Raw genomic sequence first — 25759 nt, forward strand, 5'->3', positions numbered from 1 at the left:
AGGCCAACATGTACATCTATCGATTGGTCCTGCTGCTGGTCGTCGGGATCTACCTGTTTTCCCCCGCCATCATGGATTGGTGGATCGACGCCACGGGCGCCTGGTATCGCCCCTATCTGCTGTGGCTGATCCTGATCGTCGTGACTTTCATCCTGCAGAGCCAAAAAGATGCCGATGAGCTTTAGCCTCACCCAGATGTTGCTGATCAGCGCCGCCTACCTGGCCGCGCTGTTCGGCGTCGCCTGGATCAGTGAGCGCGGAATGATCCCGCGGGCGATCATTCGCCATCCGTTGACCTACACCTTGTCCCTTGGCGTGTACGCCAGCGCCTGGGCGTTTTATGGCACGGTCGGTCTGGCCTATCAGTACGGCTACGGTTTCCTGTCCAGCTACCTCGGTGTATCCGGCGCCTTTTTGCTGGCGCCGGTGCTGCTGTACCCGATCCTGAAGATCACCCGCACCTACCAACTGTCGTCCCTGGCCGACCTGTTTGCCTTCCGCTTTCGCAGCACCTGGGCCGGCGCATTGACAACCGTGTTCATGCTGATTGGCGTATTGCCCTTGCTGGCCTTGCAAATCCAGGCCGTGGCGGACTCCATCAGCATCCTCACCCGCGCACCGGTGCAACATGTGGTTGCCCTGGCCTTCTGTGCACTGATCAGCCTGTTTACGATTTTCTTCGGCTCGCGCCATATCGCCACCCGCGAGAAGCACGAAGGCCTGGTATTTGCGATTGCCTTCGAGTCGGTGATCAAGCTGATCGCCATCGGCGGCGTGGGCCTCTATGCGCTTTACGGCGTATTCGATGGTCCCCAACAGCTGGAACTGTGGCTGCTGCAAAACCAGACCGCCCTCGCCGCCCTGCACACGCCATTGCAGGAGGGCCCTTGGCGTACGCTGCTGCTGGTGTTCTTCGCCTCGGCAATCGTGATGCCGCACATGTACCACATGACATTTACCGAGAACCTCAACCCACGCTCGCTGGTCAGCGCCAGTTGGGGCTTGCCGCTGTTCCTGCTGCTGATGAGCCTGGCGGTGCCGTTGATTCTGTGGGCGGGCCTCAAGCTGGGCGCCACCACCAACCCCGAATATTTCACGCTCGGCATCGGCATTGCCGCCAATAGTCCCGCGCTGGCCCTGCTCGCGTATGTAGGTGGTTTGTCGGCCGCCAGCGGCTTGATCATCGTCACCACCCTGGCGCTGTCGGGCATGGCGCTTAACCACCTGGTGCTGCCGCTGTACCAGCCCCCCGCCGAAGGCAATATCTACCGTTGGCTGAAGTGGACGCGTCGCGCGCTGATTGTCGCGATCATCATGGCCGGCTACGGCTTCTACCTGTTGCTGGGCGCCGGGCAAGACCTCGCCAACCTTGGCATCGTTGCGTTTGTCGCCACCCTGCAGTTCTTGCCGGGCGTGTTGTCGGTGCTGTACTGGCCGACCGCCAATCGCCGTGGGTTTATCGCCGGTCTGCTCGCCGGGATTCTGGTCTGGGTCGTGACCATGCTGCTACCGCTGGTCGGGAACCTGCAGGGCTTCTACATCCCGCTGCTGAATATGATCTATGTGCTGGACGACACCAGTTGGCACATGGCCGCGATTGCTTCGTTGGCCGCCAACGTACTGATGTTCACCCTGATCTCGCTGTTCACCAATGCCAGCCCCGAGGAAACCAGCGCCGCCGAAGCCTGCGCCGTGGATAACGTGCGTCGCCCGCAACGTCGCGAATTGCACGCCGCCTCGCCCCAGGAGTTCGCCACGCAGTTGGCCAAGCCACTGGGCGCCAAGGCCGCACAAAAGGAAGTCGAGCAGGCGCTGCGCGATCTGTACCTGCCGTTCGACGAGCGGCGCCCCTATGCGCTGCGCCGCTTGCGCGACAGGATCGAGGCCAACTTGTCCGGCCTGATGGGCCCCAGCGTGTCCCAGGACATGGTGGAAACCTTCCTGCCCTACAAGGCTGGCGGCGAAAACTATGTCACCGAAGACATCCACTTCATCGAGAGCCGGCTGGAGGATTACCACTCACGCCTTACCGGCCTTGCCGCCGAACTCGACGCCTTGCGCCGCTACCACCGCCAGACCCTGCAGGAACTGCCGATGGGCGTGTGCTCACTGGCCAAGGATCAAGAGATCCTGATGTGGAACAAAGCCATGGAAGAACTCACCGGTATCGCCGCGCAACGGGTCGTGGGGTCGCGCCTGAACACCCTGGGCGAGCCGTGGAAAGAACTGCTGCAAGGCTTTATCGACGTGCCCGATGAGCATTTGCACAAGCAGCACCTGGCCCTCGATGGCCAGACCCGCTGGCTCAACCTGCACAAAGCGGCCATCGACGAGCCCCTGGCCCCCGGTAACAGCGGCTTGGTGCTGCTGGTCGAAGACCTGACCGAAACCCAGATGCTCGAAGACAAACTGGTACACTCCGAACGTTTGGCCAGCATCGGGCGGCTGGCGGCGGGCGTGGCCCACGAGATCGGCAACCCGATTACCGGGATTGCCTGCCTGGCGCAAAACCTGCGCGAAGAACGCGAGGAAGATGGCGAAATCATCGAAATCAGCGGGCAGATCCTCGAACAGACCAAACGCGTGTCACGCATCGTGCAGTCGCTGATGAGTTTTGCCCACGCCGGCGCCCATCAGAACCTTGATGAGGCCGTGTGCCTGGCCGAAGTGGCACAGGACGCCATCGGGCTGCTGGCCTTGAACCGGCGCAATTTCGAAGTACAGTTTTTCAACCTGTGCGACCCGGACCATTGGGTCGACGGCGACTCACAACGCTTGGCCCAAGTGTTGATCAACCTGCTGTCAAACGCCCGCGATGCGACGCCCGCCGGTGGCGCAGTACGGGTCAAGAGTGAGGCTTTCGAGCACACGGTCGACCTGATCGTGGAGGACGAAGGCAGCGGCATTCCACAGAACATCATGGACCGATTGTTCGAACCCTTCTTCACCACCAAGGATCCGGGTGAAGGCACCGGTCTGGGCCTTGCACTGGTCTATTCCATCGTTGAAGAGCATTATGGACAAATCACCATCGACAGCCCGGCTGACACCGAAAGCCAACGCGGCACCCGTATTCGGGTGACCTTGCCGCGTCATGTCGAAGCGACGTCCGCTGTGAACTGAGACCGTCGAGAGAATTGAATCAATGCCGCACATTTTGATCGTCGAAGACGAAACCATTATCCGCTCTGCCTTGCGTCGCCTGCTTGAACGCAATCAGTACCAGGTCAGCGAAGCCGGCTCGGTGCAGGAAGCACAAGAGCGTTTCAGCATCCCCACGTTCGACCTGATTGTCAGCGACCTGCGCCTGCCTGGCGCACCTGGCACCGAGTTGATCAAGCTTGGCCAAGGCACCCCGGTGCTGATCATGACCAGCTACGCGAGCCTGCGCTCGGCGGTAGACTCGATGAAGATGGGCGCGGTGGACTACATTGCCAAGCCTTTCGATCACGATGAAATGCTCCAGGCCGTGGCGCGCATCCTGCGCGACCGTCAGTCGGCCAGCAGCGCACCGGCCGAACAACGCCCCACCGGCAAAGCCGCCGGCGGCGCCGACAAACCGGGCGTCGACAACAGTAATGGCGAGATCGGCATCATCGGCTCCTGCCCACCGATGCAGGACCTGTACGGCAAGATCCGCAAAGTGGCGCCTACCGACTCCAATGTGCTGATCCAGGGCGAGTCGGGCACCGGTAAGGAACTGGTGGCTCGCGCCCTGCACAACCTGTCCAAGCGCGCCAAGGCACCGATGATCTCGGTGAACTGCGCGGCAATCCCCGAATCCCTGATCGAGTCCGAATTGTTCGGCCACGAAAAAGGCGCGTTTACCGGTGCCAGCGCCGGGCGTGCGGGCCTGGTGGAAGCGGCGGACGGCGGTACATTGTTCCTCGACGAAATTGGCGAGTTGCCATTGGAAGCACAGGCGCGATTGCTGCGCGTGCTGCAGGAAGGCGAGATCCGCCGCGTGGGTTCGGTGCAGTCGCAGAAGGTCGATGTTCGCCTGATCGCGGCCACCCACCGTGACCTCAAGAGCCTGGCCAAGATCGGCCAGTTCCGTGAAGACTTGTACTACCGCCTGCATGTGATCGCGCTCAAGCTGCCGGCCTTGCGCGAGCGTGGTGCCGACGTCAACGAGATCGCCAACGCGTTCCTGCTGCGCCAGAGTGCGCGCATCAACCGTACCGACCTGAGGTTTGCGCCGGATGCCGAGCAGGCGATCAGGCACTACTCGTGGCCGGGTAACGTGCGGGAACTGGAGAATGCGGTCGAGCGCGCGGTGATCCTGTCCGAGAGCCCGGAAATTTCCGCCGAGCTGCTGGGCATCGATATCGAACTCAGCGACCTGGAGGATGACGATTTCATCGGCCTGGCCCCGCAACAGGGCGGTAGCAATACCAGCCATGAGCCAACCGAGGATTTGTCACTAGAAGATTACTTCCAGCATTTTGTTCTGGAACATCAGGACCATATGACCGAAACCGAACTGGCGCGCAAACTGGGCGTGAGCCGTAAATGCCTGTGGGAGCGGCGCCAGCGCCTGGGCATCCCACGGCGCAAGACCGGTGTGGCCAGCGAAAGTTGAGGGCGCGCGCCCTTAGGTAACACCCACAGATGTGAAAAAACTGTTACCGCTGATTTTTTGCGTAACAAAAGCCGGGGCTTACGGTAACGAAGCCCCGGCTTTTTTTGGCCCGTCAAAAACCCAAAAACCCCTCAAACCCCCGGTTTTGTTAGGCGGCGCAAAAGTTGGCACGCACCCTGCTATATGCTTAGTACAAAAACAATAACAAGCTTTGTACAAGACAATAAAAATAAGACGAATCGACTCACGCATAACAAAAACAACACGGCGGAGGCGCAGCTAACTGATTCTTTTGGAGAGGCGTTGCATTTGGGGCTTGCCCCGCAACCAGGCCGAGAACAACAAAAACTGCCCTAAGGCAGAGCCTGAACTGGTTGGATCATAGATCAGCAACACAGCGACCAAAGCAATCCGTTTGCTCTTGACTCCCGATTGGGAGTGTCATGAAGGTGAAGCTTCATGGCGAGGGCGATCAACAAAAACAAGAAGCCCGAAACCAATAATAAAAATAGAGCACGCAACTACTTCTGGGGGAGCTTCGGCTCCCCTTGTAGTTTCTGGTAAATAGCTACGAATTCGACGCTCAAAGGCTTCTGGCGCAAAGCCTGCAGCTTGTTCCTACACCATCCCCCGACTAAATGCTAGAATCCCCGCCCATCATGCGGTCATTCTTCGTTATGGCCGAACATTCCTTCAAACAGTGCATCCCATGCTGAAGAAGTTGTTCCAGTCATTCCGTTCTCCCTTGCGTCGTACGCAACACAAACGCAGCACGCCTGAAGTGCTCAATAGCAGCCAACATTCGCTGCAACGCGCTCAGTTCAGCCGTTATGCGGTGAATATCGTCGAACGTTTGCAGAACGCCGGTTACCAGGCCTATCTGGTCGGCGGTTGCGTACGCGACATGCTACTTAATATCACGCCCAAGGATTTCGACGTCGCCACCAGTGCCACACCTGAACAGGTGCGCGCCGAGTTTCGCAATGCGCGCATCATCGGCCGCCGCTTTAAGCTGGTGCACATCCATTTCGGGCGCGAAATCATCGAAGTCGCAACGTTCCGCGCCGGCCATCCGCAAAACGATGAAGAGGAAGACACCAATCAGTCCTCCCGCAACGAGAGCGGTCGCATCCTGCGTGACAACGTTTATGGCACCCTGGAAGAAGACGCGCAACGCCGCGACTTCACCATCAATGCCCTGTACTACGACCCGGTCAGCGAACGCATCCTCGATTACGCCAACGGCGTACACGACATCCGCAACAACCTGATCCGCCTCATCGGCGACCCGACGCAACGCTACCAGGAAGACCCGGTACGTATGCTGCGGGCCGTGCGCTTTGCCGCCAAGCTCAACTTCGGCATCGAGAAGCATACCGCTGCGCCGATTCGCGAACTGGCGCCCATGCTGCGGGAAATTCCCTCGGCACGCCTGTTCGAAGAAGTGCTCAAGCTGTTCCTCTCGGGCTACGCCGCCGACACGTTCGAGATGCTCGTCGACCTGCAGTTGTTCGACCCTCTGTTCCCGGCCAGCGCCGAAGCATTGGAATACAACCCAACCTATACCCACACGCTGATCAGCGAAGCGCTGATCAACACCGACCTGCGCATCAAGCAGAACAAACCGGTCACCCCGGCGTTCCTGTTTGCCGCCCTGTTGTGGCCAGCCCTGCCAAAACGTGTACTGCGTTTGCAGGACCGTGGCATGCCGCCGATTCCGGCCATGCAGGAAGCCGCTCACGAACTGATTGCCGAACAGTGCCAGCGCATCGCCATTCCAAAGCGCTTCACCATGCCGATCCGAGAGATTTGGGACATGCAGGAGCGCCTGCCGCGCCGCAGCGGAAAACGCGCCGACCTGCTGTTGGACAACCCACGCTTCCGCGCCGGCTACGATTTCCTGCTGCTGCGCGAAAGCGCCGGCGAACAGACCGACGGCCTGGGCGAATGGTGGACCGATTACCAGGACGCCAATGACAGCGAGCGTCGCGAGATGATTCGTGAGCTGGGCAGCAAAGGTGAAGCAACCGGCGAAGGGCCGAAGAAGCGCCGGCGCAGCGGTACCAAGCGCAAGCGCAGCGCAGCCGATGCCTCGGGCGCCGCAGGCGAATAAACGTGGAACGCATCTACATCGGCATGGGCAGCAACCTGGCCGCCCCGGACCAGCAATTGCGCAGCGCTATCCAAGCGCTGGCTCAGTTGCCAGGCACTTGCGTCGCGGGTGTGTCCGCCTTTTACCAAAGTGACTCCCTGCTCCCTGGCCAACCGCGCTACACCAACGCGGTTGCCGCCCTGGACAGCAGCCTTGCGCCTCTCGACTTGCTGGATGCGCTGCAAGCCATCGAAAACGACCAAGGCCGCGAGCGCCTGGAGCGTTGGGGCCCACGCACGCTTGACCTGGACATTCTGCTGTTTGGCGATCGCCTGATCGATGAACCGCGCCTGAAGGTGCCCCACTACCAGATGCACCTGCGTGCGTTTGTGTTGTATCCGCTGGCCGAACTGGCGCCCGCGGCATTGCAACTGCCGGATGGCACATGCCTCGGTGCCCTGCTTGAAGCCTGCCCGTTTGTCGGCCTGGAACGCCTTCGCGCTGCTGAATCGCATCAGTAACAGCGGTAACACCCCCGTCGTAACAATGCGGTAACACATCCAATTGACTTCCCGTGTCCTCCTCACGACTATAGGCGTCCCGCTGCCGCCAACCCGGCGCTAAAGGGCGCAATCCAGGCCTTATAAGCACTGCTCTCAAGACGGTGCGCCTGTATAAACGAAGACTCACGCGCGTTACTCGCTGTTTCCAAGCGCCTGAACGAGGACCCTTTTCATGCCAGACATTACCCTGACCACCTTGCAGAGCCTCAAGCTCAAAGGTGAAAAAATCACCATGCTGACCTGCTATGACGCCACCTTCGCCAACGCCTGCTGCCAGGCTGGGGTTGAAGTGTTATTGGTAGGCGACTCCCTGGGCATGGTTCTTCAAGGGAATGACAGCACCCTGCCCGTGACCACCGATGAACTCGCCTACCACACCGCCAGCGTCAAACGCGGCAATGAGGGCGCGTTCATCATCGCCGACCTGCCGTTCATGGGCTATGCCACGCTTGAACAGACCTTCCTGAACGCCGGCAAACTCATGCAGGCCGGCGCACACATGATCAAGGTGGAAGGTGCCGTATGGCTTGCCGAATCGATCCGCCTGCTGGCTGAACGCGGCGTGCCGGTGTGTGCGCACATGGGCCTTACGCCGCAGTCGGTGAACATCCTCGGCGGCTATAAAGTGCAAGGTCGCAATGAAGCCCAGGCGCGCCAGATGCGTGCCGATGCCATCGCCCTGGAGCAAGCGGGCGTGGCGATGATCCTGCTTGAATGTGTGCCCAGCGAATTGGCCGCAGAAATCACCCAGGCCGTTAAGGTGCCGGTGATCGGTATTGGCGCAGGCTCGGCAACGGATGGCCAGGTGCTGGTATTGCACGACATGCTCGGCCTGTCGATCACCGGCCGCGTGCCGAAGTTCGTAAAGAACTTCATGACCGGCCAGGACAGCATCCATGCTGCGTTGAGTGCTTACGTCGCTGAAGTCAAAGGCGTGACCTTCCCAGGCGCCGAACACGGATTCTCTGCATGAACACCGTAAAAACCGTACGCGAACTACGCGCTGCCGTCGCCCACGCCCGCAAAGCCGGCAAACGCATCGGCTTCGTGCCCACCATGGGCAACCTGCACAGCGGCCATGCGACCCTGGTGAACAAGGCGGTGCAGCAGGCCGACTTTGTCGTCGCGAGCATCTTCGTCAACCCGCTGCAATTTGGCGCCGGCGAAGACTTGGACAAATACCCCCGCACCCTCGCCGCCGACCAGGAAAAACTCCTGCAAGCCGGGTGCAACCTGCTGTTCGCGCCCACCGTCGAAGAAATGTACCCCGGCGGCATGACCGGCCAGACCCGCGTCAGCGTTCCACAATTGTCCGAAGGCTTGTGCGGCGCCAGCCGTCCCGGGCACTTCGAAGGCGTGGCCACGGTGGTCAGCAAGCTGTTCAACATGGTGCAGCCGGACATCGCGGTGTTTGGCCAAAAGGACTACCAGCAACTGGCGGTGATCCGCGCCATGGTCCACGACCTGAACATGCCGATCCAGATCATCGGCGAACCTACCGTGCGCGCCGACGACGGCCTCGCGCTGTCTTCACGCAATGGCTTTCTCAGCGAAGAGCAACGTGCGATTGCGCCGGTGCTGTTTCGCAGCCTCAGCCAGATTGCCGCCGCCATCAAGGACGGTGACCTCGATTTCGCCAAATTGCGCGCGCAACAGGTACAACAGATCCAAGCCGCCGGACTGCGCCTGGACTACCTGGAAGTTCGCCAAGGCCTGCACCTGCGCCCCGCCACGCCTGAAGATCGGGACATTGTGATTCTGGTCGCGGCCTTTCTGGGTACGACCCGCCTCATCGACAACTTGCACCTGAACCTCAACTGACCCCCTCCGAACAGCTCGCCTGTTGCCCTGAATGCTGCGCCGGTATAAAAAAGTACCGGCCACAGCGCAGACAAAGCCAAGACATATCGACACGCTAGGTTTAATGTAATCGCCCGGCGCTAAGGTTAGCGCTGTCTGGAACCCAATCCTTGATAGAAAGACTGGATGTTCCGGACTTTGAAGTGTCCTAAAGGCAGTCCCCGTAATAAAAGGAAACCCGCAGCGATGGCGTACTACCGCACCCCTCATGACGTTACCGCTCTGCCCGCCTGGCAAGCGCTTAACCAACACCGCCAAGCCATGCAGGATTTCAGCATGCGCGAAGCGTTCAATGCCGATCCCCAGCGCTTCTCCCAGTTCACCTTGAGCAGCTGCGGACTTTTCCTCGATTACTCAAAAAACCTGATTACCAGCGAAACCCGCGACCTGCTGGTGGGTTTGGCCAAGGAAGTCGGTCTGAAAGACGCGATCGATTCGCTGTACGCCGGCGAGCCGGTCAACTCGTCCGAAGGCCGCCCTGCCCTGCACACCGCCCTGCGCCGCCCGGTGGGCGACAAGCTGTCGGTAAACGGCGTGAACATCATGCCGGACGTGCATAAGGTGCTGAACCAGATCACCGATCTGGTCGGCCGCATCCACGATGGTCTGTGGCGTGGCTACACCGAAAAGCCGATTACCGACGTGGTGAACATCGGCATTGGTGGTTCGTTCCTCGGCCCGGAGCTGGTCTCTGAAGCGCTGTTGTCCTACGCCCATAAAGGCGTGCGCTGCCACTACCTGGCGAACATCGACGGCAGCGAGTTCCACGAGCTGACCATGAAGCTGCGCGCCGAGACCACGCTGTTTATCGTCTCGTCGAAATCCTTCAACACCCTGGAAACCCTGAAAAACGCCCAGGCCGCCCGCGCCTGGTATCTGGCCCAGGGTGGCTCGGAAGCCGAGTTGTACCGCCACTTTATCGCCGTATCGAGCAACAACGCGGCAGCCGTGGCGTTCGGCATCCGTGAAGAAAACATCTTCCCGATGTGGGACTGGGTCGGCGGCCGCTACTCGCTGTGGTCGGCCATCGGCTTGCCAATCGCCCTGGCCATTGGCATGTCCAACTTCAAGGAACTGCTGTCCGGTGCCTACACCATGGACCAGCATTTCCAGAACGCGCCGTTCGAGCAAAACATGCCCGTGTTGCTGGGCCTGCTGGGTGTCTGGTACGGCAACTTCTGGGGCGCGCAGAGCCATGCGATCCTGCCGTACGACCACTACCTGCGTAACATCACCAAACACTTGCAACAGTTGGACATGGAATCCAACGGCAAGAGCGTGCGCCAGGACGGTAAACCGGTGTCCACCGACACCGGCCCGGTGATCTGGGGGGGCGTGGGCTGCAACGGTCAGCACGCGTACCACCAACTGCTGCACCAAGGCACCCAACTGATCCCGGCCGACTTCATCGTGCCGATCGTCAGCTTCAACCCGGTGTCCGACCACCATCAGTGGCTGTACGCCAACTGCCTGTCGCAAAGCCAGGCGCTGATGCTCGGCAAGACCCGCAGCGAAGCCGAAGCCGAGCTGCGCGACAAGGGCATCGCCGAAGACGACGTGCAGAAGCTCGCCCCGCACAAGGTGATCCCGGGCAACCGTCCAAGCAACACCCTGGTGGTAGAGCGCATCAGCCCACGTCGCCTGGGCGCGCTGGTGGCAATGTATGAGCACAAGGTGTTCGTGCAGAGCGTGATCTGGGGCATCAATGCCTTCGACCAATGGGGCGTTGAGCTGGGCAAAGAGCTGGGCAAGGGCGTGTACAACCGCCTGACCGGCGCTGAAGAAACCTCAGCCGAGGATGCCTCGACCCAGGGCCTGATCAACTACTTCCGCGGTCGTCACCGCGGCTGATGCAGGTAACGCAAGGCCAACATCCGTTTGGACGTTGGCCTTGAACCCTCCTCCCACAGGGTGCATCTTTATCACTTGTCGCAAAAACAAGAATAAGGATCGCTCATGTTCGATATCAGCACGTTTCCAACCGCCGATGCCGTCCGCCGGGCTGCGCAACTCAGTCAAGAGGACTACCAGCGCCTCTATCGTCAATCCATCGAGCAACCCGATACCTTCTGGGGCGAACAGGCCAAGGGCTTTCTCGACTGGATAACCCCCTGGCACACCGTTCAACACTCGGATATCCACACCGGCGCAGCCCAATGGTTTGCCGGCGGCCAACTGAACGTCTGCTACAACTGCATCGACCGTCACCTGGCGCAACGCGCCGATCAAGTGGCCTTCATCTGGGAGGGCGACGATCCGACAAAGTCTGCCAAAATCACCTACCGCCAACTGCACCACAACGTTTGCCGCCTGGCCAATGTGCTGAAAAGCCGTGGCGTGAAGAAAGGCGACCGCGTGTGCATCTACATGCCGATGATCCCGGAAGCGGCCTACGCCATGCTGGCCTGCACGCGGATTGGCGCGGTGCACTCGGTGGTGTTCGGGGGCTTCTCGCCGGATGCCCTGCGCGACCGCATCCTCGATGCCGACTGCCGCACCGTGATCACCGCCGATGAAGGCGTGCGCGGCGGTAAGCCAGTGGCCTTGAAAAAGAACGTCGACAAGGCCCTGGCAAGCTGCCCGGGGGTCAATACCGTGCTGATAGTGGAGCGTACCGGTGCGCCCTTGGACTGGAGCGAAGGCCGCGACCTCAAGTACCAGCAAGCCCTGGATGCCGCCAGCGATGACTGCCCCCCCGAGCCGATGGGCGCCGAAGACCCGCTGTTCATCCTGTACACCTCGGGTAGCACCGGTAAACCCAAGGGCGTGCTGCATACCACCGGCGGCTATCTGCTGCAGGCCGCGATGACCTTCAAGTACGTACTCGATTACCGTGATGGCGAAGTGTTCTGGTGTACGGCGGATGTGGGATGGGTCACCGGCCACAGCTATATCGTCTACGGCCCGCTGGCCAATGGCGCGACCTCGCTGATGTTCGAAGGCGTACCGAGCTACCCGGACAGTTCGCGCTTCTGGCAGGTGATCGATAAACATCAGGTGAATATCTTCTACACCGCGCCCACCGCCCTGCGCGCCTTGATGCGTGAGGGCCACGGCCCGCTGGAGAACACCTCCCGCGCCAGCCTGCGGCTGCTCGGCAGTGTGGGTGAGCCGATCAACCCGGAGGCCTGGGACTGGTATTTCAATGCGGTAGGCGAACAGCGCTGCCCGATTGTGGACACCTGGTGGCAGACCGAAACCGGCGGCATCATGCTCAGCCCACTGGTCAGCGCCCAACGGATCAAACCGGGTTGCGCGACCCAACCGATGTTTGGCGTACAGCCTGTGCTGCTGGATGAGCACGGCAAAGCAATCAGCGGCGCCGGCAGCGGCGTACTCGTCATCAAAGCCAGCTGGCCGGGGCAGATCCGCAGCGTCTATGGTGACCCGCAGCGCATGGTCGACACTTATTTCAAACCCTACCCCGGCTATTACTTCACCGGCGACGGCGCGCGCCGCGACGAGGACGGCGACTACTGGATCACCGGACGCATCGATGATGTGATCAACGTGTCCGGCCACCGTATCGGCACGGCCGAGGTGGAAAGCGCACTGGTGCTGCACGACCAGGTCGCCGAGGCCGCCGTGGTCGGCTACCCCCACGATGTCAAAGGCCAGGGCATCTACGCCTTCGTCACCCCGATGAATGGCGTGGAGCCCAGCGAAGCGCTGAAAAAACACCTGCTGGAACTGGTCAGCAAGGAAATCGGCAGCTTTGCCAAACCGGAACTGATTCAATGGGCACCGGCCTTGCCGAAAACCCGCTCCGGCAAGATCATGCGCAGGATTCTGCGCAAGATCGCCTGCAACGAACTGGACAGCCTCGGTGATACCTCAACCCTGGCCGACCCCAGCGTGGTGGACGGTCTTATCGACAAACGCCTGAACCGCTAGGAGACACCCCGAGTCGCCATGGAATTTATCCGCAGCCGTATCGAAACCCAGTTGATGAGCCTCACCGGCTTGTCACTGGGCCAACTGGACCTGGAAAACCCCAAGGGCGACCCCGGCCTGTTCGGACCGGATTCGGTCAGTTGGCAAGTGCATGGCGACTTCAGCAGCATGCTCATCGGCGGCATCAGCGCCTTGATGCTGCAAGCCTTGCACCCGCTGGCCCTGGCGGGCGTGTGGGACCATTCGAACTTTCGCCAGGACATGCTTGGGCGCTTGCGGCGCACATCACAGTTCATTTCCGGCACCACCTTCGGTTCGCGCAAGGACGCCGACTGGCTGATCGAAAAGGTGCGCACCATTCACTTGCAGGTAGTCGGCCATGCACCGGACGGGCGGCCATATGCGGCAAGCGACCCGGAACTGCTGACCTGGGTGCATGTTGCCGAAGTGAGCAACTTTCTGGCCGCTCACCTGCGCTACCGCAACCCCGGGCTTTCGGGGCGCGACCAAGACCGTTACTACAGTGAAATCGCCCTGGTGGCGGAACGCTTGGGCGCACGGCAAGTACCGCACTCACGGCAGGAAGTTTCCACTTACCTGGCACGCATCCGCCCGCAATTGCTGTGCGACGAGCGCAGCCGCGAAGTGCTGCGCCTACTATTGAATGCGCCCGCGCCAAGTCCGCTGGCCAAGCCGTTTGGCGCATTAATGATGCAAGCCGGTATCGACCTGCTGCCGGACTGGGCCAGCGCCCTGCTCGACCAGCACCAAAGCCCGCTGCAGCGCCATCTGATTCGTGCCGGGGTCAAGCGCAGCGCGCCATTGTTGCGCTGGGCAATGCGCAATGGTTCGGTGCAACGGGCACACCGACGGATGGGGTTGATGTAGCCAAGGCCCCATAGCTGTTAAACTCCGCGCCCTCACTGCCCCCCCTTACTTAGCAAGGCGCGCTCCATGTCTTCCTTGAATCAGGCGCTGCGCGCCGCCCTCGATCATCGCCAAGACCTGATCAGCGAACTGCACGCCCAGGGTACCGATTGTTATCGCCTGTTCCACGGCAGCCAGGAAGGCGCCGGCGGCCTGACCATCGACCGCTATGGCCCGCAGTTGCTGGTGCAAAGCTTTCACCAGTCGCTGGAAACCGCAGAGCTGCTGGACCTGCACCAACTGATCAACCAGTACATGGGTTTGGAATTACTGTTGGTGTACAACGACCGCTCCCGCGGCAACTCGCGGATCGATCGCGAAGACTCGGTGTACCGCGCAGAACCCGCCGCGCTGCAAGACCTGGTCGGTCACGAATGGGGCCTGAATTACCGCGTACGTGGGCGCCATGTCGGGCAAGACCCGCTGCTGTTTCTGGACCTGCGCAACACCCGCGGCTGGGTCAAAGCCCACAGCGCCGGCAAAAGCGTGCTGAACCTGTTCGCCTACACCTGCGGCGTGGGCCTGAGCGCAGCCGCCGGGGGCGCACGCGAGGTGTGCAACCTGGACTTCGCCGAAAGCAACCTGGCGGTCGGCCGTGAGAACGGCCTGCTCAACCCGCAGTTGCCGGCCATGGAGTTCGTGCAATCGGACTACTTCCCGGCGATTCGCCAGTTGGCCGGCTTGCCGATCACCCAGCGTCGAGGGCAGAAACTGCCGAGCTATCCGCGCCTGGAACAACGCCAATACGACCTGGTGCTGCTCGACCCACCCGCCTGGGCCAAGAGTGCATTCGGCACCGTCGACCTGTTGCGCGACTACCAGAGCCTGCTCAAGCCCGCCCTGCTCGCCACTGCCGACAACGGCGTGCTGATCTGCTGCAACAACCTGGCAAAAGTCAGCATGCACGAGTGGCGCGAACAGGTCCTGCGTTGCGCGGAAAAAGCCGGGCGACCGGTACGTGACTGGAAAATCATGACGCCGGGGGCGGATTTTCCTTCACTGGACCAGCAGCCTCCCCTGAAAACTCTGATACTTCAGCTGTAGGACTCTTCCCATAGGCTCGGTTCTTCGGAACCGAAAACCCGTGCCATACTCCAAGGCACTCTTGTTCGACATAGATGGCGCCGCCCCATGCCCAAAGGATTGATCCGCGCCACTGGCGCCTTGTTGACTGCCCTTGCTCTGTACAGCTTGCTGGGCTTTTTGATTCTGCCCGGCATCGCCCTTCGCGTTGCCAACCAACAGTTGGCCAATTACGCCACGACACCTGCACGCATCGAGCGTATCGAACTCAACCCATTCAGCCTGGAACTGACGCTCTGGGGCCTGAAAATCGGCGAACCCGGCAAGGAGCAGGTGGGTTTCGAACGGCTCTATGCCAACCTGCAGATCGACAGCCTGTGGACCCGCGCCCTGCACCTGGCTGACGTGCAACTGGACAAACCCAAGACCGAGCTGTTGTTCGACAAGAGCGGGAAGTTGAACCTGGCGCAGCTGTTCAAACTGCCACCAAGCGAACCAACGCCGACTGACCCCGATGCCAAGCCGTTCCCGCTGCGCATCGACAGCATCAAGCTGGCCGGCGGCTACGTGCATTTCGAAGACCTGCGCCCCAGCGAGCCCATCGAGTTCCTCTACGACACACTCGACTTCGAACTGAAGAACCTCAGCACCCTGCCCGAAGACAATGCCGACATGACCCTCGTGGCGGCAGGCCCTGAAGGCGGGCAGATCGACTGGAAGGGCAACTTCAGCCTGGTGCCGATCACCTCCGAAGGCACCTTGAAAGTCACCGGCGGCAAGATGAAAGCCTGGTGGCCCTACGTGCGCGACGCACTGCCTCTGGTACTGGAAGACGGCGTGCTCAATTTCAGCACCGAGTATAAATTCAGCCTGGCCAAACAAACCGAACTGAACCTGACCAACACCGCCGCCAGCATCGCGCCATTCGCCATCAAGGCACCGGATGGCCGTCCGCTGGTACGCCTGGAGCGTCTGGACGTCAGCGAAGCCTCCGTAGACCTGGCCAAGCAGCAGGTGCTAGTCGGCAAGATTCGCAGCAATAAGCTGGAAACCTGGGCCGCCCTTGAAGCCGATGGTCAACTGGATTGGCAAAAACTGTTCGCCAGCCAACCGAGCAAACCCGCCAAGGCGCCGGAGCCGGCGACGGCCCCCGCCACCGCTGACTCGCCAAAGCCCGAGCCCGCTGCGCCAAGCAAACCCTGGCAAGTACTGCTCAAGGACGTACAGCTGCGCAACTATCAAGTGCACTTGGCTGACCGCCAGGCTAAGCCCGCTGTGGCACTGGAGTTGGGCCCATTGAACGTCGATGTGCAGAACTTCGATAGCCTCAACCAGAACCCCTTCACACTCAAGATCGACAGCGGCGTGGGCAAGCAAGGCAAGCTCCAGGCCGCCGGCGTGGTCAACCTCAACCCAGTCAGCGCCAAACTGAAGGTCAATACCAAAGACATCGACCTGCGGGTTGCGCAGTCCTACATCAGCCCGTTTATCCGCCTGGAACTGCGTAGCGGTATGCTCGGCAGCGACCTCGACGTGAACCTGAAAAGCACCGCGCCACTGGCCTTGCAGATCACCGGCCGTGCGCAGGTCGACCAACTGCACACCCTTGATACGCTCAAGACCCGTGATTTTCTCAAATGGCAGCGGTTGGTCATCGAGGGCCTGAACTATCAACACGGGGACAGCCTGTCGATCGACAAGGTCAACCTGTTGCAACCTTATGCGCGCTTCATGATCAACGACGACCGCACCACCAACGTTGACGACTTGCTGATTCCGCAGCCGGCCGACAGTGGCGCCAAGTCGTCGAGCAAAGCCCCCGCGAGCAAAGAGAAGCCCCTGGGCATTCATATCGGGCAGGTTGCGATCAACGACGGTTCGGCCAACTTTGCCGACTTCAGCCTCACGCCCAACTTTGCCACGGCGATTCAACAGCTCAACGGCCAGATCGGCACCATTGACAGTCGCCAGAACAAACCGGCCAGCGTCGATATCAAGGGCAAGGTGGATCGCTATGCCCCGGTGACCATCAAAGGCAGCGTGAATCCGTTTGATCCTATGGCCGCGCTGGATATCGCCACCAGCTTCAAGCGCGTAGAGCTGACCACACTGACACCTTACTCCGGCAAATTCGCCGGCTTCCGTATCCGCAAGGGCCGTCTCAACCTCGACCTGCACTACGTGATCACCAAGGGCCAGCTGAAGGCCGAAAACAAAGTGGTGATCGAGCAGCTGCAACTGGGTGAGAAAGTCGACAGCGCCGATGCCGTGGATTTGCCGATTCGCCTGGCAATCGCCCTGCTCAAGGACACTGACGGCAAGATCTCCATCGAACTGCCGGTGAGCGGCGACCTGAATAACCCGCAATTCAGCGTGATGCCGATTGTGTGGCAGACCCTGCGCAACCTGGTGGCACGCGCGGCCACCGCGCCGTTCAAGTTTATCGGCGGGCTGGTCACCGGCGGCGGCGCGGAGGACCTTGGCAACGTGTCATTCGCCGCCGGGTCCAGCGAATTGAACAAAGATGCCGAAGGCGCTCTTAACACGCTGGCCAAGGCGCTCAAGGAACGTCCTGCCCTGCGCCTGGAAATCGAAGGCACGGCCGCTGCCAGCAGCGATGGCCCCTTCCTGGCCGCCCAGCGACTGGAACGTGAATACCAATACAACTATTACAAGATGCTCCAGCGTCGCGGCGACAAGGTTCCGGCCCAGGCCTCGTTGCTGGAAGTTCCGGAAAGCGAAAAAGCACCGTTGCTCGAAGGTATCTTCCGGACCCGCGTGAAACAACAGCCCCCGGCCGAGTGGAAGGACCTGAGCCGTGACGACCGCACCGCCAAGCTGCGTGAAGGTGTGATCAAGTTCTGGAGCGGCAGCGATGTGCTGCTGCGCCAACTCGGCCAGGACCGTGCCAGCACCATCAAAGACTACCTGGTCGACAAGGGCCAACTGGAAGATGACCGGGTGTACTTCATCGATGCCAACCTGGGCCAGGCAGAGAAAGACGGCCGGGTGGTCACGCCGCTGCACCTGGACGCCGAATAACCGCCCCGCAATAGAACAGGCCCCGACACAAAGTGCCGGGGCCTGTAATGACCACATCCGTGTGGTCGGTCGCATGAACCTCAGAGGTGCATTGAGTGGATATCTAACTCACGCGCCGCCGCCGCTGTTTAGTTCAAACTCAGTGTCAAGCGTTACTCGGCTTTCAGACCGTCAGCCGATACAGCTTTAACGCCTTTGATTTTCTTGGTGATCGCTACAGCGGTGGCTTTCTGCGACTCCGTCACGGCAGTGGCGGACGACAGGGAAACCACGCCTTTATTGGTCTCGACCTTGATGTCGGTGCCAGGAATACCCTTCTCGGTCACCAAGTCAGCTTTCACTTTGGTGGTAATCCAGGTGTCGCTGGTGGTCTCTTTGGCGTCATGGGCTGCGCCTTTGGTTTTGTCGATGCCGTCTGCTTTGGTAGCGCCGCCAGCCAGCAGGCCATCAGCGGATACGGCAGTCACACCTTTGATTTTTTTGGTGATCGCTACAGCAGTCGCTTTCTGCACGTCCGAGATAGCTACGTCCGACGACAGGGAAACCACACCTTTGTTGGTCTCAACCTTGATGTCCGAACCTGGGATGCCTTTTTCAGTCAGCAGGTCGGCTTTGACTTTGGTGGTGATCCAGGTATCCGAAGTGGACTCTTTGGCTTTGGTCATTTCGCCAGCGGCCAGGGTCATTGGCGCTTGGGTAGGCTGAGCAAAGGCGGCGTTAGCCATGGCCAGGGTCAGGGCAGTAGCAGTTGCGGTAGCGAGAGCGAACTTCTTCATACGAGTAACTCCTGTTTTATTAAAAGTCTGCAGTGTGTGAACCTTGATGCTGCAGCGTTAACAGGGATATTGCAGGCAGTGTGCCAACTCCCAATCACCCATGAAAACCTTTTAAATCAACAGCTTACAAAAACCTGTGCTTTTTGAAATCGTGCAACTTGCATGAAGTGGATCGCGCCTGCATGCAAGTTGCGGGTTTTGCAGTGTATTAAGCGACTGATTTTTAGGCACTTTCCGGTCCCCATAAAAAAAGGACTCCGAAGAGTCCTTTTTTTCAGCTTGAGCTGTGGGGTGATTAAACGCCCGAAGCCTTGGCTGCTGCTACGTCCTTGATGGACAGCTTGATACGACCGCGGTTGTCCACGTCCAGTACCAGCACTTCCACTTCCTGGCCTTCTTTCAGAATATCGGTCACTTTTTCAACGCGAGCGTCGCTCAGCATGGAGATGTGAACCAGACCGTCTTTGCCAGGCAGGATGTTGACGAATGCGCCGAAGTCGACGATGCGCTCAACCTTACCAACGTAGATCTTGCCGATTTCGGCTTCAGCGGTGATGCCCAGAACGCGCTGACGTGCTGCTTCAGCCGCTTCCTTGGTTTCGCCGAAGATCTTGATCGAGCCGTCGTCTTCGATGTCGATCGAAGCCTTGGTCTCTTCACAGATCGCACGAATGGTCGCGCCGCCTTTACCGATAACATCGCGGATTTTGTCGGTGTCGATTTTCATCGCGATCATGGTCGGAGCATTTTCCGACAGCTCGGTACGCGACTGACCAATGATCTGGTTCATCTGACCGAGGATGTTCAGGCGCGCTTCCAGGGCTTGGCCCAGGGCGATCTCCATGATTTCTTCGGTGATGCCCTTGATCTTGATGTCCATCTGCAGCGCGGTAACACCTTTAGCGGTACCGGCTACTTTGAAGTCCATGTCGCCCAGGTGGTCTTCGTCACCCAGGATGTCGGTCAGGATGGCGAACTTCTCGCCTTCTTTAACCAGGCCCATGGCGATACCGGCAACCGGTGCCTTCATCGGCACACCGGCATCCATCAGGGCCAGGGAAGCACCGCAAACGGAAGCCATGGAGCTGGAACCGTTGGACTCGGTGATTTCCGACACAACACGGATGGTGTACGGGAACACGTCAGCGGCAGGCAGCATGGCCTGGACCGAACGACGCGCCAAACGGCCGTGACCGATTTCGCGACGACCAGCACCGCCCATGCGACCACACTCGCCCACCGAGAACGGAGGGAAGTTGTAGTGCAGCATGAACGGGTCTTTTTTCTCGCCTTCCAGGGTGTCCAGCAGCTGTGCGTCACGGGCAGTACCCAGGGTCGCGACTACCAGAGCCTGAGTTTCGCCACGGGTGAACAGTGCCGAACCGTGAGTTTTCGGCAGAACGCCGACTTCGATGTTCAGCGGACGTACGGTGCGGGTGTCGCGACCGTCGATACGTGGCTTGCCGTTAACGATGTTCTCGCGAACGGTGCGGTATTCGATTTCACCGAATGCAGCTTTAACGTCGCTGGCCGAAGGCTGACCTTCTTCACCGGACAGTTTGGCTACAACCTGGTCTTTCAACTCGCCCAGGCGAGCATAACGGTCGGCCTTGACGGTGATGGTGTAGGCATCGGAGATGGCAGCGCCGAACTCGGAGCGGATAGCGCCCAGCAGTTCGGTGGCTTCCGGGGCAGCAGCCCAGGTCCAGGTTGGCTTGGCAGCTTCGGCAGCCAGCTCGGTGACAGCCTTGATAACCGCTTGGAACTCGTCATGGGCAAACAGTACGGCGCCCAGCATCTGGTCTTCGGTCAGCTCTTTGGCTTCCGATTCAACCATCAGGACGGCTTCCGAGGTACCGGCAACGACCATGTCCAGGCTCGATGCTTTCAGTTGCTCGTAAGTCGGGTTCAGCAGGTAACCAGTGCTTTCGTGGAACGCAACGCGGGCAGCGCCAATCGGGCCATCGAAAGGAATGCCGGAGATGGCCAGGGCCGCCGAAGTACCGATCATCGCAGCGATGTCCGGATCAGTCTTCTTGCTGGTGGAAACGACGGTGCAGACAACCTGCACTTCGTTCATGAAGCCTTCTGGGAACAGCGGACGGATCGGACGGTCGATCAGTCGGGAAGTCAGGGTTTCTTTCTCGGAAGGACGGCCTTCGCGCTTGAAGAAACCGCCAGGGATCTTACCGGCAGCGTAAGTCTTTTCCTGGTAGTGAACGGACAGAGGGAAGAAGCCCTTGCTCGGGTCAGCGGTCTTGGCGCCAACAACGGTCACCAATACGGTCACGTCATCGTCAACGGTAACCAGCACTGCGCCGGAGGCTTGACGGGCGATACGGCCTGTCTCGAGGGTAACGGTCGACTGACCGAACTGGAATTTTTTGATAACCGGGTTCACGGTGTCCTACCTTCTTTGTGGCTCTTGGGGGAACGTGTCTTCTTGCGAAATTCTTGGGCAATGTCGGGAATCGGCCCAACCCTTGTCCAGGGGTAAAACATGCATCCAGATAAAACTTGAGGCTGGGAGCCTACCATGGGCCAACGGGAATCCCGATGACACACGGCAGACAACCAACCTCTAGCGCAATCGCTGATTAGCGACGCAGACCCAGGCGACCGATCAGAGTCTGATAACGACCCAGATCCTTGCCTTTCAGGTAGTCCAGCAGCTTACGGCGCTGGTTTACCATGCGGATCAGACCACGACGGGAGTGGTGGTCTTTACCGTTGGCCTTGAAGTGACCTTGCAGTTTGTTGATGTTGTGGGTCAGCAGTGCAACTTGCACTTCTGGCGAACCAGTGTCACCAACAGCTTGCTGATAGTCAGCTACGATTTGTGCTTTTTCTTGAACGTCGAGAGCCATGAGGCAATCCTTTTTTCAGGAAACCACCCAAAGGGCAGTTTCAACAGGCCAGGGACAAATCCCTGTATCTAAAAATGAGTAGTGACCGTGCCTGTTAACAGCCACACTCGTTCGGTCATTCTGACCGAATCAGTCGACGCGGCGCGATACGCCCGTCTTCGCTCACTTCACCGATACCGATAAAGCGACCGTTGTGATCCTGTACTCGCACCATGCCGAACTTCGGGGCATCCGGGGCGCGTACCGGCTGGCCGTTGAGCCAGTAGAACGCGCTGTGCTCCGAGAAGTGCAGCAATGGCCAATCGAGCAAACCGCTGTCCGAAGGCATCAGGAAGCGATCAACCGCTTCGTTGCCGCCTTCGGCGTGTACCGCTTCCAACTCTTCCAGCGTGACCGTCTGGGCCAAGGTGAAAGGACCGGCTTGTGTACGTCGCAGTTCGGCAACGTATGCGCCGCAGCCCAGTTGCTCACCAATATCCTCTACCAGGGTACGGATATAGGTGCCTTTGCTGCAGTCCACCGCCAATCGGGCAGTGTCACCCTCACAGGCGAGCAATTCCAGCCGGGCAATAGTAACAGAACGCGGTTCACGCTCCACCACTTCGCCTGCACGTGCCAGCTTGTAAAGAGGCTGCCCGTCGCGCTTGAGAGCCGAGTACATCGGCGGTATCTGGCTGATTTGCCCACGAAAAGCGGGTAAAGCCGCTTCGATATCAGCGCGACCAACGGTCACGTCGCGAACCTGCAAGACGTCACCTTCAGCATCGGCCGTGGTGGTGGTCTTGCCCAGTTGCATCAGGGTTTCGTAACCCTTGTCGGAATCGAGCAGGTATTGCGAGAACTTGGTAGCTTCGCCAAAGCACAACGGCAACACACCGGTGGCCAGGGGGTCGAGGCTGCCGGTGTGCCCGGCCTTCTCGGCATTGAGCAGCCAGCGAACCTTCTGCAAAGCGGCATTGGAGGTAAAGCCAATGGGCTTGTCGAGCAGAATAATGCCGCTGACGTTGCGACGGATACGTTTGACCTGAGCCACCGCTTACTCCTTGGCGTCTTCAGGTGTGGACGGATGTTGGCTGTCTTCAGCCACCGCACGCTCGATCAGTGCCGACAGGTGCGCCCCCCGCACGACGCTTTCGTCGTAGTGGAAGTGCAACTGAGGCACGCTGCGCAGCTTCATTTCACGGGCCAACTGCATGCGCAGGAAGCCTGCAGCCGAGTTGAGCACCTTGATGCTTTGCGCGATTTCTTCGCTGTTGTCCTGGCCCATCACGGTGATGAAGATTTTGGCGTGACCCACGTCACGGCTCACTTCAACGGCGGTGATGGTGACCAGGCCAACGCGCGGGTCTTTGACTTCGCGACGGATCAGTTGGGCCAGCTCACGCTGCATCTGATCGCCGATACGTTGGGTGCGGCTGTATTCTTTTGCCATGTCTTGTTACCTGTTACTGCCACATGGTGAAACCCATGGGGTCTGAAAGCGGCAAACGCCCGGCCTGACAAAAGCCAGACCGGGCGTTGCGTTTAGAGTCCTGACACGGCGCGGGGCATGTGCATGCCCACACGCTGCGTGGCTCCTGAAGTGCGCGAGTTAGAGGCTGCGAGCAACCTGGACCTTCTCGTACACTTCGATCTTGTCGCCAGCTTTGACGTCGTTGTAGCTCTTGACGCCAATACCGCATTCCATACCGGCACGCACTTCGGAAGCGTCATCCTTGAAGCGGCGCAGGGATTCCAGCTCGCCTTCAAAAATAACGATGTCTTCACGCAGTACACGGATTGGACGGTTACGGTGCACAACACCTTCGATAACCATGCAACCGGCGATCGCGCCGAACTTCGGCGAACGGAACACATCACGCACCTCGGCAACACCCAGGATATTTTCCCGAACGTCGCTGCCAAGCATACCGGTGAGGGCTTTCTTGACGTCTTCGATGATGTCGTAGATGACGTTGTAGTAACGCATGTCCAGGCCTTCCTGCTCGACGATCTTGCGAGCGCCGGCATCGGCACGCACGTTGAAGCCGAACAGTACAGCGTTCGAAGCCAGTGCCAGGTTGGCGTCGGATTCGGTGATACCACCGACACCGCCACCCACCACACGCACTTGCACTTCGTCGTTACCCAGGCCATTCAAGGCGCCGTTCAACGCTTCGAGAGAACCGCGGACGTCAGATTTGAGGACGATATTGAGCGTCTTCTTCTCTGCCTGACCCATGTTCTCGAAGATATTTTCCAGCTTGCCGGCGTGAGCACGAGCCAGTTTGACTTCGCGGAACTTGCCTTGACGGAACAGAGCCACTTCACGGGCTTTCTTCTCGTCCGCAACCACGCTCATCTCGTCGCCAGCGTCCGGGGTACCGTCCAGGCCGAGGATCTCGACAGGGATGGAAGGACCGGCCTCTTTGATCGGCTTACCGTTTTCGTCGAGCATGGCACGTACACGGCCGTAGTTCGAACCGACCAGAACCATGTCGCCTTGGCGCAGGGTACCGTCTTGAACCAGTACGGTAGCAACCGGGCCACGACCTTTGTCGAGACGCGATTCAACCACAACACCGCGGCCTGGGGCCGATGGGGTTGCCTTGAGTTCGAGTACTTCAGCTTGCAGCAGGACCGCTTCGAGCAGCTCGTCTACGCCGGTACCGACTTTGGCCGAGACCGAAACGAACGGCGTATCACCGCCCCACTCCTCAGAGGTCACACCGTGAACCGACAGTTCGCTACGGATGCGATCCAGATCGGCGCCCGGCTTGTCGATCTTGTTCACGGCAACAACCAATGGAACACCTGCGGCCTTGGCATGCTGGACAGCTTCAATGGTCTGCGGCATCACGCCGTCGTCCGCTGCAACTACCAGGATCACAATGTCAGTCGCCTTGGCACCACGGGCACGCATCGCGGTAAACGCGGCGTGACCTGGGGTGTCGAGGAAGGTGACCATGCCGCGCTCGGTTTCAACGTGGTAAGCACCGATGTGCTGGGTGATGCCGCCGGCTTCGCCCGCAGCTACCTTGGCACGACGGATATAGTCGAGCAGCGATGTCTTACCATGGTCAACGTGACCCATTACGGTCACAACTGGCGCACGAGAGAACGTCTCGCCTTCAAACTTCAGGGACTCGGCCAGGGAGTCTTCCAGGGCCGTGTCGCTGACCAGGGTCACTTTGTGGCCCAGCTCTTCGGCTACCAGTTGAGCAGTTTCCTGATCAAGCACCTGGTTGATGGTCGCTGGAGTACCCAGTTTGAACATGAACTTGATGATTTCAGCAGCCTTGACCGACATCTGGTTGGCGAGGTCGCCAACCGTGATGGTCTCGCCGATCTGCACATCACGCACGACAGGGCCGGTTGGGCTCTGGAAACCGTGGGCGTTGCGCTTTTTCAGTTTGGCCTTGCCGCGACCACCACGACGGAAGCCATCGCTTTCTTCGTCGGTAGTACGTGGAGCAACGCGTGGTGCGGGCGCTTTTTCTTTGACCGACGCACGATGCGGAGCGTTTTTGCGCTCGCCATCGCCACCACCGCCACGACGATTGTTATCGTCGGCACGTGGTTTGTCCGGGCGACGAGGTTCGTCGCGCTTGCGCGCATCGGCAGCAGGTGCCGGCGCAGCGGCAACCGGAGCGGCCTCGCGTACAGCCTCTGCAGGAGCGCCGGGCGCGGCGACCGCTTCAGTGGAAGCAGGTTGCGCAGCAGCAGGCTGGCGACGCGCTTCTTCTTCGGCGCGACGCTTGGCTTCTTCTTCAGCCTTCTGACGAGCAGCATTTTCTACTGCGCGACGTTCTTCCAGTTCGCGTTTGCGCTCGGCTTCGATTTCTTCCGGGCTGCGCTGTACGAAGACTTTCTTCTTGCGTACTTCAACGCTGATGCTTTTGCTACCAGCAACACGCAGGGTGCTGGTGGTTTTGCGCTGCAATGTAATCTTGCGCGGTTCTTCCACTTTCGCCTTGTGGCTGCTCTTCAAGTGAGTCAGCAAAGACTGCTTCTCACTATCGCTCACACCTTCATCGGCGGCGGTGTGCGGCAGACCTGCCTCACGCATCTGCTGCAACAGGCGCTCTACCGGTGTTTTGACCTCATCGGCCAGTTGTTTCACCGTGACTTGCGTCATGCACTTCTCTCCTCAG

Annotated in this window: 18 protein-coding genes; 12 read left to right on the forward strand and 6 right to left on the reverse strand. The window is 59.8% G+C overall.

Features of this window, described 5'->3' with window-relative positions:
* Positions 1-8 precede the first annotated feature (8 nt).
* From KSS96_RS24265 to KSS96_RS24320, 12 genes are all read left to right on the forward strand, one after another.
* Positions 9-185: a hypothetical protein gene (locus KSS96_RS24265; protein ID WP_003176118.1), complete on the forward strand. Its 177-nt coding sequence runs from the start codon at positions 9-11 to the stop codon at positions 183-185.
* Positions 169-3123, forward strand: a complete 2955-nt coding sequence (locus KSS96_RS24270) for a sensor histidine kinase (protein WP_017528777.1) — start codon at positions 169-171, stop codon at positions 3121-3123. The genes KSS96_RS24265 and KSS96_RS24270 overlap by 17 nt, the downstream gene beginning before the upstream one ends.
* A gap of 22 nt (positions 3124-3145) precedes the next feature.
* On the forward strand, positions 3146-4582 hold the full coding sequence (locus KSS96_RS24275; RefSeq protein ID WP_017528778.1) for a sigma-54-dependent transcriptional regulator: 1437 nt from the start codon (positions 3146-3148) through the stop codon (positions 4580-4582).
* A 709-nt stretch (positions 4583-5291) separates the two neighbouring features.
* Positions 5292-6695 carry a polynucleotide adenylyltransferase PcnB gene (locus KSS96_RS24280; protein ID WP_017528779.1) on the forward strand — a complete coding sequence of 468 codons (1404 nt, stop codon included), beginning with the start codon at positions 5292-5294 and terminating at the stop codon, positions 6693-6695.
* Positions 6696-6697: 2 nt separating this feature from the next.
* The gene (gene folK / locus KSS96_RS24285; protein WP_017528780.1) at positions 6698-7195 is read left to right on the forward strand and encodes a 2-amino-4-hydroxy-6-hydroxymethyldihydropteridine diphosphokinase; all 498 of its coding nucleotides are present in this window, start codon (positions 6698-6700) and stop codon (positions 7193-7195) included.
* 214 nt (positions 7196-7409) lie between these two features.
* Positions 7410-8210, forward strand: a complete 801-nt coding sequence (panB, locus tag KSS96_RS24290; RefSeq protein WP_017528781.1) for a 3-methyl-2-oxobutanoate hydroxymethyltransferase — start codon at positions 7410-7412, stop codon at positions 8208-8210.
* The gene (panC, locus tag KSS96_RS24295) at positions 8207-9058 is read left to right on the forward strand and encodes a pantoate--beta-alanine ligase (RefSeq protein WP_017528782.1); all 852 of its coding nucleotides are present in this window, start codon (positions 8207-8209) and stop codon (positions 9056-9058) included. Before panB ends, panC begins: the two co-directional genes overlap by 4 nt.
* Before the next feature lie 225 nt (positions 9059-9283).
* Positions 9284-10948: a glucose-6-phosphate isomerase gene (gene pgi, locus KSS96_RS24300; RefSeq protein ID WP_017528783.1), complete on the forward strand. Its 1665-nt coding sequence runs from the start codon at positions 9284-9286 to the stop codon at positions 10946-10948.
* 105 nt (positions 10949-11053) lie between these two features.
* On the forward strand, positions 11054-12991 hold the full coding sequence (acs, locus tag KSS96_RS24305; protein WP_217855377.1) for an acetate--CoA ligase: 1938 nt from the start codon (positions 11054-11056) through the stop codon (positions 12989-12991).
* A gap of 18 nt (positions 12992-13009) precedes the next feature.
* A complete protein-coding gene (locus KSS96_RS24310) occupies positions 13010-13879 on the forward strand; it encodes an oxygenase MpaB family protein (RefSeq protein WP_017528784.1) in 870 nt (289 codons plus the stop codon).
* A 66-nt stretch (positions 13880-13945) separates the two neighbouring features.
* Positions 13946-14962: a class I SAM-dependent rRNA methyltransferase gene (locus KSS96_RS24315; protein ID WP_065876791.1), complete on the forward strand. Its 1017-nt coding sequence runs from the start codon at positions 13946-13948 to the stop codon at positions 14960-14962.
* Positions 14963-15049: 87 nt separating this feature from the next.
* On the forward strand, positions 15050-17983 hold the full coding sequence (locus KSS96_RS24320; protein WP_137220331.1) for a DUF748 domain-containing protein: 2934 nt from the start codon (positions 15050-15052) through the stop codon (positions 17981-17983).
* 152 nt (positions 17984-18135) lie between these two features.
* Here the strand turns inward: KSS96_RS24320 and KSS96_RS24325 are convergent, their stop codons facing one another.
* The 6 genes from KSS96_RS24325 to infB form a co-directional block, all read right to left on the reverse strand.
* Positions 18136-18759 carry a BON domain-containing protein gene (locus KSS96_RS24325; protein ID WP_137220330.1) on the reverse strand — a complete coding sequence of 208 codons (624 nt, stop codon included), beginning with the start codon at positions 18757-18759 and terminating at the stop codon, positions 18136-18138.
* 295 nt (positions 18760-19054) lie between these two features.
* Positions 19055-21160, reverse strand: a complete 2106-nt coding sequence (gene pnp, locus KSS96_RS24330) for a polyribonucleotide nucleotidyltransferase (RefSeq protein WP_017528788.1) — start codon at positions 21158-21160, stop codon at positions 19055-19057.
* 196 nt (positions 21161-21356) lie between these two features.
* The gene (gene rpsO, locus KSS96_RS24335; RefSeq protein ID WP_003177875.1) at positions 21357-21626 is read right to left on the reverse strand and encodes a 30S ribosomal protein S15; all 270 of its coding nucleotides are present in this window, start codon (positions 21624-21626) and stop codon (positions 21357-21359) included.
* Between the two features lie 115 nt (positions 21627-21741).
* Positions 21742-22659 (reverse strand): tRNA pseudouridine(55) synthase TruB, encoded by a 918-nt coding sequence (gene truB / locus KSS96_RS24340; protein WP_003176136.1) that lies wholly within the window; start codon positions 22657-22659, stop codon positions 21742-21744.
* 3 nt (positions 22660-22662) lie between these two features.
* Positions 22663-23058: a 30S ribosome-binding factor RbfA gene (gene rbfA, locus KSS96_RS24345; protein ID WP_003176137.1), complete on the reverse strand. Its 396-nt coding sequence runs from the start codon at positions 23056-23058 to the stop codon at positions 22663-22665.
* A 159-nt stretch (positions 23059-23217) separates the two neighbouring features.
* Positions 23218-25743: a translation initiation factor IF-2 gene (gene infB / locus KSS96_RS24350; protein WP_017528789.1), complete on the reverse strand. Its 2526-nt coding sequence runs from the start codon at positions 25741-25743 to the stop codon at positions 23218-23220.
* Positions 25744-25759 lie beyond the last annotated feature (16 nt).

It is taken from the genome of Pseudomonas asgharzadehiana, assembly GCF_019139815.1.
Classification (GTDB): Bacteria; Pseudomonadota; Gammaproteobacteria; order Pseudomonadales; family Pseudomonadaceae; genus Aquipseudomonas; species Aquipseudomonas asgharzadehiana.